At 68.4% G+C, this 14441-nt stretch carries 14 protein-coding genes and 1 tRNA gene; 3 read left to right on the forward strand and 12 right to left on the reverse strand.

Features of this window, described 5'->3' with window-relative positions:
- Positions 1-226 precede the first annotated feature (226 nt).
- A tRNA-Ala gene (locus tag AC0QR5_RS10950) sits at positions 227-299 on the reverse strand.
- Positions 300-477: 178 nt separating this feature from the next.
- Here AC0QR5_RS10950 and AC0QR5_RS10955 point away from each other — a divergent pair.
- Complete coding sequence (locus AC0QR5_RS10955) at positions 478-1812, forward strand: AI-2E family transporter (protein WP_329862112.1); 1335 nt, start codon at positions 478-480, stop codon at positions 1810-1812.
- Positions 1813-1861: 49 nt separating this feature from the next.
- On the forward strand, positions 1862-2305 hold the full coding sequence (locus tag AC0QR5_RS10960) for a VOC family protein (protein WP_329862113.1): 444 nt from the start codon (positions 1862-1864) through the stop codon (positions 2303-2305).
- Positions 2306-2319: 14 nt separating this feature from the next.
- On the opposite strand, the gene AC0QR5_RS10965 is transcribed toward AC0QR5_RS10960, so the two are convergent.
- The 7 genes from AC0QR5_RS10965 to AC0QR5_RS10995 form a co-directional block, all read right to left on the reverse strand.
- Positions 2320-3456, reverse strand: a complete 1137-nt coding sequence (locus tag AC0QR5_RS10965; protein ID WP_329862120.1) for an MFS transporter — start codon at positions 3454-3456, stop codon at positions 2320-2322.
- Positions 3457-3959: 503 nt separating this feature from the next.
- Complete coding sequence (locus AC0QR5_RS10970; protein WP_329862114.1) at positions 3960-5234, reverse strand: NAD(P)/FAD-dependent oxidoreductase; 1275 nt, start codon at positions 5232-5234, stop codon at positions 3960-3962.
- A 46-nt stretch (positions 5235-5280) separates the two neighbouring features.
- The gene (locus AC0QR5_RS10975; RefSeq protein WP_475372546.1) at positions 5281-5484 is read right to left on the reverse strand and encodes a hypothetical protein; all 204 of its coding nucleotides are present in this window, start codon (positions 5482-5484) and stop codon (positions 5281-5283) included.
- A gap of 228 nt (positions 5485-5712) precedes the next feature.
- Positions 5713-6249, reverse strand: a complete 537-nt coding sequence (locus AC0QR5_RS10980; RefSeq protein ID WP_329862115.1) for a DUF6671 family protein — start codon at positions 6247-6249, stop codon at positions 5713-5715.
- A gap of 37 nt (positions 6250-6286) precedes the next feature.
- Positions 6287-7467 (reverse strand): IS3 family transposase gene (locus AC0QR5_RS10985; protein WP_430633870.1). Its coding sequence is split into 2 segments (ribosomal slippage): positions 6287-7204 and positions 7207-7467, totalling 1179 coding nucleotides; the frame shifts between segments, so codons are not numbered across the junction.
- Between the two features lie 206 nt (positions 7468-7673).
- Entirely contained in the window at positions 7674-8474 is an 801-nt protein-coding gene (istB, locus tag AC0QR5_RS10990; RefSeq protein WP_212743367.1) for an IS21-like element helper ATPase IstB, read from the reverse strand.
- 44 nt (positions 8475-8518) lie between these two features.
- Positions 8519-9460, reverse strand: a complete 942-nt coding sequence (locus tag AC0QR5_RS10995) for a Mu transposase domain-containing protein (protein ID WP_329864102.1) — start codon at positions 9458-9460, stop codon at positions 8519-8521.
- An 80-nt stretch (positions 9461-9540) separates the two neighbouring features.
- Between AC0QR5_RS10995 and AC0QR5_RS11000 the strand changes: the two genes are divergently transcribed.
- Positions 9541-10854, forward strand: a complete 1314-nt coding sequence (locus AC0QR5_RS11000; protein WP_329864104.1) for a type IV secretory system conjugative DNA transfer family protein — start codon at positions 9541-9543, stop codon at positions 10852-10854.
- Between the two features lie 56 nt (positions 10855-10910).
- Here AC0QR5_RS11000 and AC0QR5_RS11005 read toward each other — a convergent pair whose 3' ends face one another.
- Genes AC0QR5_RS11005 through phnD form a run of 4 tightly spaced genes read right to left on the reverse strand, consistent with a single transcriptional unit; the run spans position 10911 to position 14426 of the window.
- Entirely contained in the window at positions 10911-11666 is a 756-nt protein-coding gene (locus AC0QR5_RS11005; protein WP_245533279.1) for a GntR family transcriptional regulator, read from the reverse strand.
- Positions 11663-12700 carry a phosphonate dehydrogenase gene (locus AC0QR5_RS11010; RefSeq protein ID WP_019481145.1) on the reverse strand — a complete coding sequence of 346 codons (1038 nt, stop codon included), beginning with the start codon at positions 12698-12700 and terminating at the stop codon, positions 11663-11665. Before AC0QR5_RS11010 ends, AC0QR5_RS11005 begins: the two co-directional genes overlap by 4 nt.
- Entirely contained in the window at positions 12697-13533 is an 837-nt protein-coding gene (gene phnE / locus AC0QR5_RS11015; RefSeq protein ID WP_019158467.1) for a phosphonate ABC transporter, permease protein PhnE, read from the reverse strand. Before phnE ends, AC0QR5_RS11010 begins: the two co-directional genes overlap by 4 nt.
- A complete protein-coding gene (gene phnD / locus AC0QR5_RS11020; protein WP_050994815.1) occupies positions 13530-14426 on the reverse strand; it encodes a phosphate/phosphite/phosphonate ABC transporter substrate-binding protein in 897 nt (298 codons plus the stop codon). Before phnD ends, phnE begins: the two co-directional genes overlap by 4 nt.
- Positions 14427-14441: the final 15 nt, after the last annotated feature.

Here is a 14441-nt window from a genome sequence, read left to right on the forward strand (position 1 = left end):
TCCCCCTTCGCGGCGACGGACCATGCCCATCTCCTGGCCTGGGGGCCGAGAGGCATCGAGGCTCGGACTGGCACCCTGCCTCCCGCAACGGTCGTGCGCAAGTGCCCCGAAGGACTTCAGTGCCCGTAGAGAGCCGTTCCCCCGGCCCTGCGCCCCTCGTCCGGGAACGCGATTAAAAACGAAGGGACTTCCCGATTCCTACGAATCGGAAAGTCCCTTGTCTCGGTGGAGGTAAGGGGATTCGAACCCCTGACCTTCTGCATGCCATGCAGACGCGCTACCAACTGCGCCATACCCCCGAGTGGGCGTCCGTCCACCGTTTCCGATGTCCGGGCCGGTGCACTAATTTACAGCACGTACGCCCCAGGGCGCCAATCGGGCCCCGCGGATCTCATCCCACAGGCCGATCCGCCGCCGCACGGCCCCGCCATAGACTGGCCGGCGGAACACATTCGTTGGGGAAACAAAGGGGAAGACGTGGGCAGCACCACTTCCGTGGCGGGCATCGACGCGCCCGCCCAGGCGCGGGACGCGGACCGGGCACAGGACGCGGACCGGGCGCAGGGCACCGGCCGGCCGAAGCCCCGCATGCCCCGCCTGGTCCTCATCGCCGTCTCGCTCGCTGGCCTCGCGTTCTTCCTGACGTTCGTCCACCAGGTCCGGGACATCGTGGCTCCCGTGTTCCTGGGCCTGAACCTCATGATCATCGCCTACCCGATCCAGCGCTGGCTCGCGGCCCGCATCCAGCGCTACGTCGCCGCCGCCCTGACGCTCGTGCTCGTGCTCGTGGTCCTCGCCGTGTTCTTCGGCGCGACGGGCTGGGCGGTGACCGAACTCCTGCGGGAACTGCCCCGGTACAACGCCGAGTTCGCGGGCCTCTGGCGCGACCTGGCCGGCTGGCTCGCGACGCTCGGGATCAGCGAGACCGCCATCATGGACCAGCTGCGGGCCATCAACGCGACGAGCATCGTCGGCATGCTGACGCCGTTCGTCGGGCAGGTCGCCTCCGCCGCCACGGTCCTCGTCACGGTCGTCATGGCGGTGTTCTTCCTGGGCATGGACTCCACCTCGATCGACCGCCGCCTCGCGATGGCCTCCACGACACACCCCGGCTTCACGCGGGCGCTCACGAGCTTCGGCCACGGGGTGCGCCGCTACTGGGTCGTGACCACGGTCTTCGGCCTGATCGTGGCGCTCCTGGACGTCGTCGTGCTCGCCGTCATCGGCGTCCCCCTCATCTGGGTCTGGGGCGTGCTCGCTTTCCTGACCAACTACATCCCCAACATCGGGTTCGTGATCGGCCTGGTCCCGCCCGCGCTGCTGGCCCTGCTCGACGGCGGACCGGGCCCCGCGCTGGCCGTCATCGCCGCCTACAGCATCCTGAACTTCTCCGTGCAGTCGATCATCCAGCCCAAGTTCACGGGCCAGTCCGTGGGCGTCACCCCGACGGTGTCCTTCCTGTCCCTGCTCTTCTGGTACTGGGTGCTCGGCTGGCTCGGCGCGCTCCTGGCCCTCCCGGCGACCCTGCTGCTCAAGGCCCTCCTCGTGGACGCCGATCCCCGGGCGCGCTGGTTCAACGCCCTGATCTCCTCCAACCCCGCGCGGGAATCCGGGTACGACGCCGGGGCCGCGCCCCCCACCGTCCACTCGCCCGGGCACGGGGAGACCGGGGACCACGCGCCGACGGGCCACACCCTTCAGGAGGCCGCCGACGAGCCCGCGGACCCGGCCCCGGCGGCAGGAGGAGAGCACGCCCAGACGGGCTCCGGCGTCGTACCCGGCAGGGGTTCCCACGACGCGGCGCACGGGTGAGAATGGCCGTGGCGCCGACCGCGCCGCTCCTCCCAGAGAAAGCGGAACCATGGCCATCGGACTGAACCCCTACCTGCAATTCGACGGCACCGCGCGCGAAGCCGGCGAGTTCTACCACTCCGTGTTCGGCGGCGAGCTGAGCGTCATGAGCTACGCCGAGGGCATGGGCGACGAGAACCCCGAGACGAAGGACCTCGTCATGCACTCCTCGCTCTACGTCGCGCGCGGCTACCACGTCATGATCGCCGACAAGTCGCCCGAGATGCCCGCGCCGCAGAACGGCACGGTGTCGCTCAGCACGAACGGCGAGGACCCGTCCGAGGACCAGGTGCTCAAGGACGCCTGGGTGAAGCTCGCCGAGGGCGCCGAGATCCAGATGCCGCTCGAGAAGGCGCCGTGGGGCGACTACTTCGGGCAGCTCGTGGACAAGTTCGGCGTGACGTGGATGTTCAACGTCGGCGCGGAGCAGGCGTCGGACGAGGGCGAAGGCTAGGGCTATAGCTCGAGCTAGCCGCGCACGGGCGTCCCGCGGCGCTTCTCCACGGCGCCGGAGACGAGCGCGAGGGCCAGACCCAGCACGGCCAGGCCGGCACCGAAGAACGCGGGCGCCTGATAGCCCAGGCCCGCGCGGATGACCTCCGCGCCGAGCGCGGCCCCGAGGGCGTTGGCGACGTTGAGCGCCGAGTGGTTCAGCGACGCCGCGAGCGACTGCGCCCGTGGGGCCGAGTCCATGAGCAGCGCCTGCAGCGCGGGCACCAGCAGCGAGCCGAGGCTGCCCATGATGAACACGAGGACCAGCGCCAGGACCGGGAACGGCGAGAGGTAGCCGAACGCCGTCATGATGAGCACCATGAGGGACAGCGAGACGTAGAGGCTACCGTGGACGGACCAGTCGGCCATGCGACCGCCGACGAGGTTGCCCGCGACCATGCCGATCCCGTAGAGGCCGAGCACGAGCGGGACCGTGTTGATCGGCAGGCCGGTGACGTCCGTGAGGATGGGGCTGATGTAGGAGTAGACGGCGAAGAAGCCGCCGAATCCGACGACGCCCGTGGCCATCGCGAGCCAGACCCGGCCGCTGCGCAGGGCCCCGAGCTCGCGGCGGATGCTCGCCTCTTCGTGGGCCGGGGCGAACGGGACGTGGCTGCGGATCAGCACCCAGGTCAGGGCGCCGACCGCGCCGACGACGACGAACATCCACCGCCAGCCCAGCTGCTGCCCCAGCCACGTCACGACGGGCACGCCGAGAACGTTGGAGACGGAGAGGCCGAGCATGACCCACGCGATCGCCCGGCCGCGCATCGTCGCCGGGACGAGCGTGCTGGCGAGGATCGCCGCGATACCGAAGTACGCCCCGTGCGGCAGGCCGGAGAGGAAGCGGGAGAACAGCATGACCTCGTAGCTCGGGGCGACGATCGAGGCGACGTTGGCGAGCGTGAAGAACGCCATGAGCCACAGGACCATGGTGCGCTTGGGGACCTTCGCGCCGAGGGCGGTGAGGACCGGGGCCCCGACGACCACGCCGAGCGCGTAGGCCGTGATGAGCCAGCCCATGTCCTCGTTGCCGACGCCGAGGTCGGCCGCGCCCTCCTGCAGCAGGCCCATGATCGTGAACTCCGTGGTCCCGATGCCGAAGCCGCCCATGGCCAGCGCCAGCACCGCGAAGAACAGCGGACGTCCGTAGAGCAGCGTCGAGACCGGAGGGGTGCGGGGCGCGCTGGCGGCCTGGGCGGCCGACGCGGCGGACCGCTCCGCCGGCGCGGTGGCCTGTGCGGCCGGGATGCCGCGGTCGCCGCCGGCGGGGGCCACGTCGGCGGGCGGCACGGCCTGGGACCCGGGCGCTGCGACGTCTCGATCGGGCGTGTTGGGTGAGGACATGGGGACCTGCCTGTGGATGGTGCGGGGACTGGCGTGCGGGCCTGGCTGCGGCAGCTCCGGCACATCCGTGCAACAGTCTAGGGCCGCCTCCGCATTCCCGCCCCCTCTGCGCTGCGGCTCACGGACTCGCTGCCACGCGCGCCAAGGCCACGCGCGGCGAACTGCAACGATCGGACCAATCGACGTCCATTGGACGTCGATCCGTCGAGTTCCCGCAGTTCCGTGAGGACTCCCCCCGACGCGCGCCGGGGACGCCCCGTGGTCGGGGGCTAGAGCTCGTCCAGCGGGATCGACGGATCGGCGAGGCGGTCGGCGTCGACGCTCCGGCCGATGAGCGCCCGCAGCGCGTCGTTCACGTCCCAGATGTTCACGTTCATCGCGGCCGCGACCGTCCCCGCACCGCTGGCACCGGACGCCGCACCTCCACGACCGGCCCCGGCATCGGACCCCTCGGCGCCATCGCCGTCGAGCCAGAACACGATGAACTCCCCGGCCTCGAGCTCGCCGCGCACCACGGTCCGCGCATCCGGCCCGCCGCGGCCGACGTACTCCATGCCGAGGTCGAACTGGTCGGTGAAGAAGTAGGGCTGCCAGTCGTACACCTCGTCGCGGCCCAGGATCGTCGCGGCGGCCAGCTTGCCCTGGCGGATCGCGTTGTCCCAGTGCTCCACGCGCAACCGTCCCAGCGTGGCGTGCTGCGCGTTGGCGACGTCGCCGACGGCCAGGATCCCGGGCTCGGACGCGCGCAGCCGGGAATCCACGACGACTCCGTTGCCCACCTCGAGCCCGGCCCCTTCGGCGAGCTCCGTGAGGGGCACCGCGCCGACGGCGAGCAGCACCGCGTCGGCGGGGACATCGCCGTCTGACGTTTGAAGCCCCGCGGCCCGGCCGTCCCGCTCGAGGATCCCCGTGACCGTGCTCCCGAGGCGCAGCTCGACGCCCTGGTGGTGGTGCAGCTGCGCGAAGTAGGCGCCGAGCTCCGGGCCCATGACCTTCGCGAGGGGCACGTCGTCGGGCGCCACGATCGTGACCTCCATGCCCGCCTGCCGCGCGCTCGCCGCGACCTCGAGCCCGATCCAGCCCGCGCCGACCACCGCGAGGCGACCCCCGGCGTCGAACACCTCCTTGAGCTTCTCCGAGTCCTCGAAGCGGCGCAGCACGTGCACTCCCGGCAGCTCCTCGCCGGGCAGCCCGGGGCGGCGCGGGACGGCACCCGTGGCCAGGACGAGGTGCGTGTACTCGAGGCCGGTCCCGTCGTCGAGGACCACGGTGCGGGAGGCGGCTTCGAGGTCCGTCGCGGTGCGGCCGAGCCTCAGGTCGATGCCGCGGCCGCGGTACCAGGAGGCGTCGTGCACGATCGCCTTCTCCCGCTCCTGGCGCCCCTGCAGGTAGTCCTTCGAGAGCGGCGGGCGCTCGTAGGGCGGGTCGGGTTCGGCGCCGATGAGGGTGATCCGGCCGTCGTACCCGCCTTCGCGCAGGGCCTCGACGGTGTGGGCGGCGGCGAGGCCGGCCCCGATGACAACGGTGTGTTCCTGCGGCGACATGGCGCCCTCCTTGGTCCGGCGGCGCGCAGGCCGCCCTCTCGCCAAGCTATGCCGGGCGCCCCGGCCGGTCAAGCGGAGCCGGGCGGTCCTCCTCGAGCCGCAGTTCCCGACCGGCGAAGCGGGCGCGCAGGGCGCGGTCGTGCGTCGCGAGCACCACGGCCCCCGGGTAGGCGTCGAGGGCGTCCTCGAGCTCCCCGACGAGCGCGGGCGCCAAGTGGTTGGTGGGCTCGTCGAGCAGGATCAGGTCCACGGGCTCCGCCACGAGCCGCGCGAGCTCGATCCGCCGCCGCTGCCCGTAGGAATCTCAATGATGTTGTCAACGGATTCCTGCGGGTCGGTTAGGGCCCCGGTCACAATGAGGTGATCCACCAATGGGGCTTTGGAATCACGGGTGGGGATCCCCCCTCTGGATCAAGCGATCTCCTGTAGGGTTTCCGACCTGACACGTAGGGCGGCGGCGCAGAAGGAGGGGCAAACGTCAGGGGTTGCAGTAGTCACAAATACTTGGGGGTGCGGACGTTGTATCGGCTATGTCGCGGGTGTCGTGGTAAGGGCATTTGAGGCATCCAAACGTCTCAGCACGCGTCTCGCTGGTCGGCGTACCGCATGCACTGCACTGGAGCCCCGGTACCCGGCCGACTCGCCAGAACCCTGGAGTGCCGCAGGCTGGGCACAAGGAGCGAAGCTTATGGGCAAGGTCTTCGGCCGCGAGGCCGATTACTTCCATGCGTGTTGGGTTTGCGCTGGCACGCATGTCGGTCTCGATTAAGACCAAGCCGTTTGAAGATCGAGTCAACGCTCTCGAAAAGGCGCGCTCCAGGTCCTGCCAGCTCGCGATTCCCTTGCAGATGTACGTTCCGTCCTTGCCGTCAGGGCGAACGACCAGATGGTGTCCAGGAAACTGCACTTCACGGGCGAACGCCTGGGCGGCCGCCCACTCGCCGGTGAGCAGGTGATGGAAGTTTGTTTTCCCTTCGCCTATTCCCACCACCTCGAGATTGCGCTCGTTGTCCATCCAAAGGGTCTGCTGAAGGTTTAGTTGACTCCATGGTTTAGGCCGCCAGGGCGACGGCCTTTTGGTGGATGGTTTCGTATTCGACCGGGGTTAGCTTACCGAGCCGACGCTGTCGTCGGCGGCGGTGATAGGTCCGTTCGATCCAATGGATGATGGCCAGGCGCAGCTGATCGCGGGTGGTCCAGCGGCGGCGGTCGAGGACGTTCTTCTGCAACGTAGCGAAGAAGCTTTCCATCGCCGCGTTGTCCCCGGCGGCTCCGACCCGGCCCATCGAGCCGACCAGCCCGTTCTGCTTCAGGGCGTGCTGGAACTTCCGGGACCGAAATTGGCTACCGCGGTCGCTATGGACAACACAACCGGCGACGTTGGAGGCCCCACGCCGGGCCACGGCGTCCTTGAGGGCGGCCACCGCCAGACCAGACTTCATCCGGCGGTCGATGGCGTAACCGACGATCCGTCCTGAGCAGGCGTCCTTGATCGCGCACAGGTAGAGCTTGCCCTCACCGGTGCGGTGCTCGGTGATATCCGTCAGCCACGTGGTGTTGATGCTCTCGGCGGTGAAGTCCCGCTGCAACAGGTCGTCACAGACCGGCGGGCCGGGCTTCGCCCCGCCCCGCTTGGCGCGGCGCACGGTGGCGGAGAAGATCTGCTGCTGAGAACACAGCCGCCACACCCGCCGCTCGGAGACCCTGTGGCCAGCCGCCTGCAGTTCATCGGCGATGAACCGGTGCCCGAATTCCGGGTCATCGGCGTGGACGTCGTAGGCGGCGTCAATCAGATGGGCTTCCTCCCAGTCCCGGTCGCTGACAGGCCGGGCGTTCCACTTATAGAACGCCTGCTTAGAGAAGCCCAACACCCTGCAGGTCACCGTCACCGGAATCTCGGCGGCGGCAAGGTCACGGACCAGCGGGTACATCATTTTGGGCGGGCCTGCCCGGGCTTCAGATTCGCCTGCGACAAGTAAGCGGTGGCCTGGCGCAGGATCTCGTTCTCCTGCTCCAGCTCACGGATCCGTCTGAGCATCCTGGCCTGCTCGGCTTTCCCCTCGGTGCTCTCGGCGGGTTCGAATCCGTGCTGGTCGAGGCGGTTCTCGTTTACCCAGGACTGCAGCGCGGACCTGGACATCCCGAGGTCCTTACAGACCTGTACCTGGGTCATTCCTTGCTCGAGCAGCTCCAGGGCGCTGGCCTTGAACTCCTCCGAGTAGATCTTCGGCATGATGAATATCCTCTCTGCTCCGCAGAGCAGTCAGGAAGTCAACCGAACCTTCAGCAGACCCGGACCATGGCGTAGCCGGTCCATTCGTCATCCGCGGTGGTGGCGATGGTGGTGTCGTGGGCTGGTGCTGCCGGCCCGGTGTGCGTGGTGTCCATGATCGGTCCACCTTCCTTGCATTGATCGGGTTCTTCCTTGGGAACGGGTGCTCAGGTGGTGGCGGCTCCACTCCTGGCCCGGGTGGTGCGCAGCCGGTAGGAGTTGGTGCCGGTGTTGATGATGTGGGCGTTGAACGTCAGCCGGTCCACGACGGCCGCGGCCAGTCGGGGGTCGGTGAAGGTCTGGCCCCACTCGCTGAACGACGAGTTGGATGCCGTGGCGATGGAGGCTCGTTCCTCTCGTTCGGTGATGATCTGGAAGAGCAGCTCGGCCCCGCGGGCGTCGAGGCTGACGTAGCCCAGCTCGTCCAGGCACAACAGGTCCAGACGGGCGTAGCGGCCCACCACCCGGGAGAGCTGTTTGTTGTCGGCGGCTTCGGTGAGCTCGTTGACCAGCGCCGCGGTGCTCACGTATTTCACCCGCCGGCCCTGCTCGGCGGCGGCGGTGCCGAGGCCGATCAGCAGGTGGGTCTTGCCGGTGCCGGAGTCCCCGAGCAACACCAGCGGCTCGCCGGCGTCGATCCAGGCCCCGGTGGCCAGCTGCGCCAGGCGTGCCGGCGGCAGGTCCTCGATCGCCTCGGTGTCGAAGTCGGCCAGGTGCTTGGTCCTGGGGAACCTGGCCTCCTTGATCCTCCGGATCCGGCGGCGGGCCTCGCGGTCGTCGCACTCGGCGGATAGCACCTCGGCCAGGTAGGCCTTGTGGGTCAGCCTCTCCCGGGCCGCGGCCTGGGCCAGCGGGGCGGCCTGGGTGCGGATGGTGGGCATGAACAGGGTCCGGCAGGCCGTGGCGATCGCGGCATCGGCGGCCTGATCACCCAGCCCGGTCACGGTCGGCGTCGGCGCCGGCGGCATGGACGGTCCGGTCAGCGTCGTGGGCTTGGAACCGGTGGTGGCGTTCATGCTCGCACCCCCGCCGAGGCCAGCTCGTCGTAGGCGGCCAACACCGGCACGGGCCGGTGAAAACCGGCCGTTGCCGCCGCGGCGTGGGCGGGGACCATCACCGTCGGCACCGCAGCGGCGGTTGCCGCCTGCCTGACCCGGCGGGCCTCGACGGCGACCAAGTCCGCGTCGAAACGGGACATCTCGATGGCGGCGGCCATCCAGACGGCGATATCGGCGGCTGGCAGGGTACGGTGCAGCAACAGCACCCCGATCAACGCCCGAGTCCCGGGCCCGTCGCCGAGCTGGGTCCGGGCGGCGTCCCAGTAGCGTTGGTGGGCCTTGGTGAACACCCCGGACTTGCGGGCGGCGGCCAGGGCGGTGGCCCCGGCCAGCGCCCCGGGCTTGCGGCAGAGCACCTCCAGGTAATGATCCAGCACCAGGTCCTCGGTGAGCTTGTGCAGCGAGCGGGTGTGCACGGCCACCACCGCCCCGTCGGCGACGGCCGTCACGGTGCTCGCGCCCAGGCGGACCTGGACCCGGCGGCCAGCGTAGCGGGCTGGAACCGAGTAGTAGGACTGGCGCACGCAGATCCGGGATCGGGCATCGACCCGGCACGAGAGGGTCTGGGCCGGATCGAACGGCCCCTCGACGGGCAGTGCCCGCAGCTCGGGGGCCTCGCGGGCCGCGGCCGCCCCGACGGTCTCGGTGCGCCCGGTGATCCTCCGCCCGTCGTCGGCGGCATCCGCGGCGGCCATGAACGCGTTGAGTTCGGCCAGGGTGGCGAAGTCGGGCACCGGGACTAGATGGCGGCGCCGGAACCGGCCGACCTCGCCCTCGACCCCGCCCTTCTCGTGGGCGCCCTCGATGCCGGGGATGCAGAAGAAACTGTCGTAGCCATAGTGGGAGCGCAGGGCGATGAACCGGGGATTTTCCGCCCGTTCCCGGCCCAGCAGCACCCTGTGAGTATGACAACCTCATTTGGCCCCACGCCGCCCGGGATGCCGAGCGGCTCCGGGCCCTCGCCGCCGGGCCGGGGGTGCCGCTGGCCAAGCTGGTCAACAACGGCAAGCGGCTTTACGCCTCCTGGGAATGGGTGCAGATCTGGCTCATGGGACCCCGGGCGGGCAAGACCACCAGTGTGTGCGTCCCCCAGGTCCTGGAGACCAAGGGGCCCGTCGTGGCCACCTCGAACAAGCGCGACCTCGTGGACCTGACCCGCGGGCCCCGGTCCCGGACCGGGGTGGTGTGGGTCCACGACGTGCAGGGCATCATCGGGGAAGAACCCACCTGGTGGTGGAACCCGCTGTCCTTCATCACGGGGATGGAGCGGGCCGAGGCCCTGGCGGACATCTTCGTGTCCTCGGCCACCAGTGCCGGGGCCACCCAGGACGCCTACTTCGAGTCCGACGGCCGCCGGCTGCTGGCCATGCTCTTCTACGCGGCATCGGTGGGGGGCAGGCCCATCACCGACGTGTTCGTCTGGGCCCAGGCCCCCGACGACAAGACCCCGCGGGACCTGTTGCTTGAGCATGGGCAGACGGCGGTGGCCGCCTCGCTGGCCAAGATCCAGCAGCTGACCCCGAAGCAGCGCGACGGCGTGTATGGGACCATGCGCCCCTGGGTCAACGTGCTGTCCTATGACCGGGTGGTGCCGTGGGTGCGGGACACCGGAGTGCTCGGCCGCGCCGAGTTCGACCCGAAACGCTTCGCGGCCTCCACCGACACCCTGTACCTGATCTCCAAGGAAGGTGCCGGGTCCACCCGGGCCATCGCCGGGGCCCTGGCGGTGGCGGTGCTGACCGAGGCCGAACAGATCGCCGCTCTGAACCCCGGCGGGCGGCTCTCCCCGCCGATGACCGGGGTCCTCGATGAGGTCGCCAACGTCGTGCGCTGGCGTCAGCTGCCGGACGTGTACTCGCACTACGGCTCCCGCGGGATCGTGCTGTCCTCCTTCTTCCAGGGCTGGGACCAGGGCCTGGAGGCTTTCGGCGAGAAGGGCATGAAGAAGCTCTGGAGTGCGGCGAACATCCGGGTCGCCGGGTCGGGCTTGTCGGACTCCGCGTTCCTGCCGTTTTTGTCCCAGCTCATCGGGGACCACGACGTCATCCGCCGCACCTCTTCCACCCAGAAGGGCGGCCGGTCCGTGTCCACCGCCATCCAGCGCGAACGCCTCCTGGACGTGGGCGACCTCGCCGCCCTGCCCCGCGGCCGTGCCGTGCTGTCGACATCCGGTCTGCCGCCGGCGCTGGTGGAGCTGGAGCACTACAGCACCCAGCCCTACGGGCCCGACGTGACCGCCTCCAAGGACTACTACGAACAACTGGCCGCCCGAAACGCCGCCCAGCCATAGCAATACCACCTACAGCGGTCTTCAGTGGCTTCTAGATCTAAACCGCGTGAGGCGCCTTACGTGTCGAAGTCGATCTCGATGCGAAAGACATCGGCCCTGAGCCACGAGACGGTGAGTTCCACTGGACGGCTATTCTGGGCAACGGCATCGGTTCGTGAGCGGATGGAGATGACCGGCGGGCGACCGCTGAGGCCGAGATGCTCGGCGACTTCCGGTGTCGCTGGATCGATAGCGACCCCGAACCATCCTCGTACGGGCTGGAGTCTGTAGTGATCAGCCAGCACGTCGTGCAGCGATGCGGACGGCTCGAGAACTTGGGGCAAGTCAGGGACCAGGTGCGTATCGAGGAAGGTTTCGGCGAATCCGACCAGTTCATCGTCGATGTACCGGTCACGTGAGATCACCAGCACCTGCTGCCTCGCGCCGATGTTCATCCGGCGGCGGACCTCGGGTGGCGGGTATTCGAGGCGCCAGCCCGTGGTGCGCACCTCGGGGGTGAGCCCGGCGCTACGAACACTCTGACTCCACGACGGCGGATGATGTCGACTGATCGTGTAATCGACTCGTCGGGAGACGTATGTTCCGCTTCCCTGTCGCCGACGAACAAGGTAGCGCCTCTCCAGCTCAGCCAGTGCTGCCCGCGCGGTGAGTCGGCTGACCCCGAGCTGACCGGCAAGCTCGTCTTCTGACGGCAGGCGAGTCCCCACGGGCTGGTCAGCGATCTGCTCAGCGAGGGAGTCCGCGGCGGCCAGGTACAACGGGGTGCGAGAGGCAGGCTTCTTCGTCTTGCTGTGATCGATAGGACCGATCATAGGGCAGTAGGCGTTCCAGCAGATCCCACGCCACACGGGCGGTTGACGGCTCCGTGTGGTTCATGCCCTGCAAGGGCCTGCAGTATGGCAGTGGCGGCGTGCTCCTCAATTTTGAGACGAGTCGCGGCCACGGCAGATCCCAGGTGTGGCGTGAACAGCGTGCGGTCCTGCATCGCCAACAGCTCGGCGGAGATGGCAGCGGGCCGGTCCGGTCGGGACAGGTCCTCGAACTCGAAAACGTCAGCCGCGAAGCCACCGAGCTGTCCGGCGCGTAGGAGCTCGATCACCGCGGATTCGTCGACGACGGAGCCGCGGCCGACGTTGACGAGTAGCGCCCCCGGTCGTATTGACTCGAGCCGATTCCGGTCGAGCAAGTGGACTGTCTCCGCCGACAGTGGGGCGCAGACCACAACGGCGTCGCTGCGCTCCAGCAGGTCGGACAGGTCCGCACGCCGGATGTCGAGTAGTGCTTCATCGGCCGCCGATAGCGGTTCAGGGTCGAAGTAGAGCAACTCGGGTGCGAATCCCCGCAACATCCGTGCAACAGCCCGGCCGAGGTTGCCTGCCCCTACGATGCCGATCGTCGATCCTACGAGGGTCCTCCCGTAGAGCGTCGGCCGCCACCCGGCGAAATTCGAGCGCACCCGGCGGTCCCCGGCGGTGATGTTCCGCGCGAGCCCGATGAGCAGTCCGACCGCCAGTTCTGCGGTGGGCTCGGTCAGGAGGTCCTCGACCCTGGTCAGCCAGATGCCTCGCTCTGTGCAAGCCTCGACGTCGATGTTGTCGTTCCCTTTGAGGGCTCCCGCGACCACCTTCAGGTTGGGGCATGAGTCGAGGAGCTCTGCATCGACCCGGTCGGGCATGAACACCATCAATCCTTCGGCCTCTGCTGCGCGGCGCCGCACCTCGGAGGCCGGGAGACTGCTGTCGCTCTGGTTGGCGACAACTTCGCAGCTTTCGCTGAGCAATTCGAGGATCGGCGCATGCACGCGGTGCGTCAGTACGACCTTCGGACGTCGACTGTGTTGTTTCATTGGAACCTCTTTCGCAACGCTCCGCCGAGAGCGTCGACTACGGTCACGGTGGCCAGGATGACGAGCAGGATTGCGGCGACCTCGTCGTACTGGAGGGTTCGCAGGGCGGCGATGAGTTCGAAGCCGATGCCGCCGGCGCCGACGACCCCGACGACGATCGACGCTCGGAAATTGAGCTCCCACCTGTAGACGGTGACGTCGGCCATCTGCGGCAGCACCTGGGGCAGGATGCCGTGGAGAATCACTTGGGCCGGGCCGGCTCCTGTCGCCCTGGCGGCCTCGACAGGGGCTTCGGCAGCGTGCTCAATCGCTTCGGCGAAGAACTTTCCCACCATGCCGGCAGAATGGATCCCCAATGCCAAAGCCCCGGGCAGCGCGCCGAAGCCGACGGCGGCGACGAATACGATCGCCATGATCAGTTCGGGCACTGATCGCAGCACGTTCAGGATGAGCCGCGCGACCCAGTAGATCGCCGGGTGCGGTGAGGTGTTGCGTGCTCCGAGCAATGCGAGAGGGACGGAGAGCAGCACAGCCAGTGCTGTGGCCGCGATGCTCATTGTCATCGAGTCGAGCAGGGGCCCCCACCAGCTGTTCAGATGGGTGAAGTCCGGCACCCACATCTCGCTGAGCAGGTCGGCAATGTCGGCGAGGCCTGTGACCATGCGGTTGGCGTCGAGCAGACCCACGGCCCAGGCACTCAGGATCACCGCGACGAGGATCAAGCCCGTGATGGAGAACGAGCGCCTCCAGCCGGATTGTGCCTGGTCGGTGATTCGCTGGTATTCCTGCTCTCTGCGATCCTCGCGCGGCACGCTGACCGCGGGGCTGCTCACTGGTAATCCTCGAGATCGATGTCGAGCAGCGGAGCGAGGTCGCGAACCTGATCGTAGTCCGAATCGGCAACCTCTGCGAAGCCGGCGGCTCCGAATGGTTCGAGCACCTCGGGATCGTCGAGTTCCAGGAACGCCGCCCGCAGCTTCTCCTTCAGGTCCTCGGGCAGATTGGACTGCATCGTCCAGGGGTAGTTGGCATAGGGATCCGATTCCTGGACTTTCACGACAGTCTCGGAGTCGATGAGCCCCTCCTCGACCATGCGCTCATAGATGGGCAAGCTCATGCCCCCCGCGTCCGCATTGGCGTTCTGCACTGCCAAGGCCACAGCATCATGGGAGCCGACGTGCTGTTCCTCGTAGTCACCCTGGTCTACTCGGAGGTCCGCCTCTTCGGCGAGCATGGCCTTGGGAATGAGGTGACTGGACGTGCTGGCCTGGTCTCCCCACGCAACGGTCTTGCCGGCGACATCCGCGAGGTCCTCGATGCCGGAATCCGCGTTGGCGATGAACACTGCCTGGTATGTCGGGTCCTCACCCTCGACTTCCTGCAGGGCGGCGAAGGGCTCGATGTCGGCCTTCTCCTGGGCGAGGACGTAGGACAGAGGGCCGAAGTAGCCGAGGTCGATGCGGCCGCGGGCCATCGCCTCGATCATCGAGGAGTAATCGGTCGTCACCACGAGCTCGACGTCAAGCCCGAGTTCCTTTTCGAGGTGCTCCTTGAGGGGCTCATTGTTCTTGATCACCTCCGACGCGTTCTCGTCGGGAAGCAGCGCAACGCGGAGGGTTTCCGGGGCGGTGGTTGCCTCTGAACTGGCACCACAACCGGAGAGGACGAAGGTGAAGGCAGTCGTTACAGCGATCGCGGCAGTCGCCAAGCGGGTGGGTCTAGGCATGGGAATTCACTCCTG

It is taken from the genome of Arthrobacter sp. J156 (assembly GCF_056172865.1).